Consider the following 4,235-nt stretch of genomic DNA (forward strand, 5'->3'; position numbering starts at 1 on the left):
CCCAGTCCCTGGCCATCCCCGAGGAGCTGCGCGAGCCGGCCCCCGGCCCGCCGAAGCCGCCCGAGCCCCGGTCCAAGCGCGACAAGCGTCGCCGCGCCAGCTGAAGACGCCGGGTCCCCACCCCGGGGGTCCCTCTTCCGGGAAAGACCCGCTAGGCTTGGGGGCCCATGCAGCCGTGTCCCTGCCCCTACTGCCAGACGACGATGCGCAGCACCCACGCCCGGGGCCTGGAGCGCGACGAGTGCGGCAACTGCGGCGCCGGCTGGCTCGACGCGGAGGCGCTGGGCACGGTCGTCACCGGTCCGGTGATGGAGGCCGTGTTCGAGCAGGCGAAGGGAAGGCCCGGGCGGTGCCGGGGCTGTGACGCGGGACTCCAATACGTCCCCGGCTGTCCGTCCTGCGGGCGGCGGGCTCCCACCTGTCCCGGATGTGGCAGCGCGCCGCTGTCCGCGGTGGAGCTGCGGGACGTGACGGTGGACGTCTGCGTGAAGTGCCGGGGCGTGGCGATGGACCGGGAAGAGGTGACCCGGCTCCTGAATGCGACGACACCGGCGCCCCGGGCACGGGACGAGCAGGCTCCGGAGCTCCACGCCGCGGACTTCGAGCATGAGTATGAGAGCGAGAGCGCGCCCCGGAGCATGAACCTGCGGCCCAAGGTGCTGCTGGGCGACGAGCCCGCGTGCACGACCTGCGGGCGACGGATGGAGCCGCGCTACGGGTTCGTCTGGGAGGAGCGGCTGTTCTGTGGAAGCTGCGCCCCGGAGGGCTCCGTGCCCTACTCCGGTGAATTGACGAAGGCGCGGGCCAGTGAGTCCGCCGGCCGCAGGTCCCAGTACCTGAACACCGGTACCACCGAGTCCGCCGTGGTGTGGCTGCTGTCAAAGCTGTTCAAGTAGCCCCCTGCCGCGCGCCTGACAGGCTGTCCCTCACGGCGCCCCAAGGCCTGACAAGACGTCCGCCAAAGGGCCGCGGCGCGCGGTCATTCCGTCGTGAGCATGCCTTCCACGGCCCCTGGCCCTGGTCTTGCTCATGCCTCCCACGCTTCGCCAAGGGAGGGATTCATGAACCATGGGATGCGCAGGTCCGTGCAGGGCGGCTTTGCCTTGCTTGTCTTTTCGTGCGCGCTGACAGCGGCGCTCATCGTGAATCAGGTGTTCATCGGCGTCCTGATGCCATCGCCTCGTGCCAGGGAAAGCACGGCGCGGGTGCCATCGCGCACTCCGTCCGGACCGGCGCTGGACACGGACCTCCTGGCAAGGCTCACGGGCCTTTCCCTCCCGAGCCCCATGGAAGTGGAGCCAGGCCCTCACCTCCCCCGGAGCACACTGCCCCTGCGGCTGCTCGGGACGCTGGTCTCACAGGATCCTCGGTGGTCGATGGCCTCCATCCACGAACTTTCAGGAGGCGTCGCTCGCAGCCTGATGGTCAGTGATGCCTTCAAGGGCGCCCGGGTCTTCGCCATCGAGCGGGAGCGCATCGTGTTCGTGGTCGACGGGCGGCTCGAATACATCGACGGCGCGTCCCTGCCGGGCACGGGCCCGACCCCGGTGAATGCCCATCCAGGCGCCGCGATGCCAGGGGGTTCCGGCCTGGGCAAGGGCATCCGCGCCACGGGACCAGACACCCACGTCGTGCCCCGCGAGGACCTCACCGAAGCGCTCGCGCACCTGGACGAGCTGTCCATGGAGGCCCGCGTGGTCCCCGCCTTCAAGGAAGGCCGTCCCGTGGGCTTCAAGCTGTTCTCCATCAAGGACGGCTCGTTCTACTCGCGGCTGGGATTGCGCAACGGGGACGTGCTCCAGCGCATCAACGGGCTGGACCTGGACGGCCCGGACAAGGCCCTGGAAGCCTTCATGACCCTGCGGGAGGCCCGGCGCATCGAGCTGCAGATTGAACGCGGCGGCGTCCCGGTCCGGAAGACCTTCGACATCCAGTAGCGCTGGCCGTGCTCAGGGCTGCGTGCCGTAATACGCCGCGCAGCGCTTCAAATAGCCCGCGACGGTGAAGTCCTCAAAGTCCCCGGCGGCCTCGCACTCTTCCAAGTACCGCAAGGCCTTCCGGGCCTCATCCGACGCCTGCGAGGCGAGGGATTCCTTCGTCCGCTCCAGCCCCGCGCCACAGAGGAACTGGACATCGATGGACGCGGCCGCGTCCATGCTGGCCCGCTTCGCCCGCCAGATGCGGAGGACATCCTCCAGCAGGCCCGCGTGGAACAACTGCACGCAGCACAGCCGCATCCACTCCGTGTCCCCGTCCCCCTGGGAGCGGTGCTCCTGCTCCGTCTGGACCCGCAAGGCTTCGCGAATCTCCTCCAGGCTGCTCGGGGCGGGATTCAATCCCAACCGCCCCAGCCACGCGTCCAGGTCCATGGGTTCGGAGCTCAGGCCTGCGCCGCCGCCAGCTTCTCCTGCGCGACTTCCCACCGGGCATAGAGGTCTTCCAGCTCCTCCTTGCCCGCGCGGTGCCCGTCCATCAGCGGCTTCGCCCGAGCGAAGTCGTTGTAGAGCACCGGGTCCGCGAGCTGCGCCTCGCGCTCCTTCTGCTCGGTCTCCACCTTCGCGATGCGCTCCTCCAGCTTCGCGATCTCCTTCTTGATGGGGCCCTCCACCACCGAGCGACGCTGGCGCGCCTCCGCCTCCAGCCGCTTGCGCTCCTTCTCGGAGACCGTCGCCGCGCCCGCCCCCGTGCCCTTGCCGCCGGACGTGATGTTCTCCGCGCCCTCCGCCGCCAGCCGCTGCTGCTCCTGGTGGTAGAGGTATTCGTCCAGGTTGCCCGGGTGCGACGTGAGCTTCCCGTCCGCCACCTCCCAGACGTGCGTGCACAGGCCGTTGATGAAGCTGCGGTTGTGGCTCACGAACAACAGCGTGCCGCCGTACAGCTTCAGCGCTTCAATCAGCATCTCCGACGAATCCAGGTCCAGGTGGTTCGTCGGCTCGTCCATCAGCAGGAAGTTGGACGGAGTCAGCAGCAGCTTCGCCAGGGCCACGCGCGCGCGCTCGCCACCGCTCAGCACGCCGATGGGCTTCTCCACGTCGTCGCCGCTGAAGAGGAACGCGCCCAGCACGCCGCGCACGTAGCTCTCCGGCTTGTCCGCCGCCAGAGGCCGCACCTCTTCGATGATGGTGTTGTCACGGTCGAGCTTGTCCGCGTGGTGCTGCGCGTAATAGCCCACCACCACGTTGTGCCCGAGCGTCACCTTGCCGGTGTCCGGGGCCAGCTCGCCCGCGACCATCTTCAAGAGCGTCGTCTTGCCCGCGCCGTTGGCGCCCACCACGGCGATTCTCTGGCCCCGCTCCAGCCGCGCGTTCAGCCCGTCATAGACGGTGAGCGCGCCGTAGCGCTTGGTGATGTCCTCCATCAGCACCACGTCCCGGCCGCTGCGTTCCACCTCCGGGAAGCGGAACTTCATCGTCTGCCGCTCTTCGAGGAGCTGCACCTTCTCCAGCTTGGCCAGCATCTTCGCGCGGCTCTGCGCCTGCTTCGCCTTGGTGGCCTTCGCGCCGAACCGGTCGATGAAGCCCTGCAGCTCCGCGCGGCGCTGCTCCACCTTCTCCGCCTTCGCCTGGAGCAGCACCATCTCCTCGGCGCGCAGGCGCTTGTAGTCCTCGTAGTTGCCCGTGTACTCGCGCACGCCCTCCATCTCCAGCGACACCACCCGGTTGATCTGCCGGTTGAGGAAGTCGCGGTCGTGGGAGATGAGCACCATCGCCTTGTTGGAGCGGCGCAGGAACCCGTCGAACCAGGCCAGGGTCGGCACGTCCAGGTGGTTGGTCGGCTCGTCCAGCAGCAGCAGGTCCGGGTCCTGGAGCAGCAGGCCCGCCAGCGCCGCCCGCATGCGCCAGCCGCCCGACAGGGCCTGGGTGGGCTTGGACAGGTCCGCGTCCCGGAAGCCCAGGCCCTTGAGGATGCGCTCGGCGTGGTGCCGGCCGTAGCGGTTCTCGAAGTCGTCCAGTTCCGCGTGGAGGTCCGCCAGCGTCTGCGCCAGCTCCAGCTGGTCCTCCTCCTCCACGGCCGCCGCCAGGGCCGCCTCGGTGTCCCTCAGGCGCGACTCCATGGCGTCCCGGCCGGGCACGGTGCTCATCACCGCCTCCACCACCGTCCCTTCGGGTAACCCCGCGATTTCCTGGGGCAGATAGCCCGCCCGGGCCCGGCGGCTGTACTGGATGGTGCCCCCATCCGGCAGGCTCGCCTTGGCGATGATCTTCATCAGGGAGGACTTCCCCGTGCCGTTGGCC

At 69.3% G+C, this 4,235-nt stretch carries 4 protein-coding genes; 2 read left to right on the forward strand and 2 right to left on the reverse strand.

Going from position 1 to position 4,235, the window contains the following annotated elements; translation table 11 throughout:
• Nucleotides 1-167: 167 nt before the first annotated feature.
• Together D7X74_RS40115 and gspC are read left to right on the forward strand one after the other, a co-directional pair.
• On the forward strand, nucleotides 168-896 hold the full coding sequence (locus tag D7X74_RS40115; RefSeq protein WP_120538209.1) for a zf-TFIIB domain-containing protein: 729 nt from the start codon (nucleotides 168-170) through the stop codon (nucleotides 894-896).
• Nucleotides 897-1,073: 177 nt separating this feature from the next.
• Entirely contained in the window at nucleotides 1,074-1,937 is an 864-nt protein-coding gene (gene gspC / locus D7X74_RS45140) for a type II secretion system protein GspC (protein ID WP_279637165.1), read from the forward strand.
• Nucleotides 1,938-1,949: 12 nt separating this feature from the next.
• Here gspC and D7X74_RS40125 read toward each other — a convergent pair whose 3' ends face one another.
• Nucleotides 1,950-2,369: a hypothetical protein gene (locus D7X74_RS40125; protein WP_120538208.1), complete on the reverse strand. Its 420-nt coding sequence runs from the start codon at nucleotides 2,367-2,369 to the stop codon at nucleotides 1,950-1,952.
• Nucleotides 2,370-2,380: 11 nt separating this feature from the next.
• Nucleotides 2,381-4,235 (reverse strand): ABC-F family ATP-binding cassette domain-containing protein (locus D7X74_RS40130; RefSeq protein WP_147446868.1); only part of this gene is annotated, 1,855 nt, incomplete at its 5' end.

The sequence above is a fragment of the Corallococcus sp. CA047B genome (assembly GCF_003612065.1).
Classification (GTDB): Bacteria; Myxococcota; Myxococcia; order Myxococcales; family Myxococcaceae; genus Corallococcus; species Corallococcus praedator.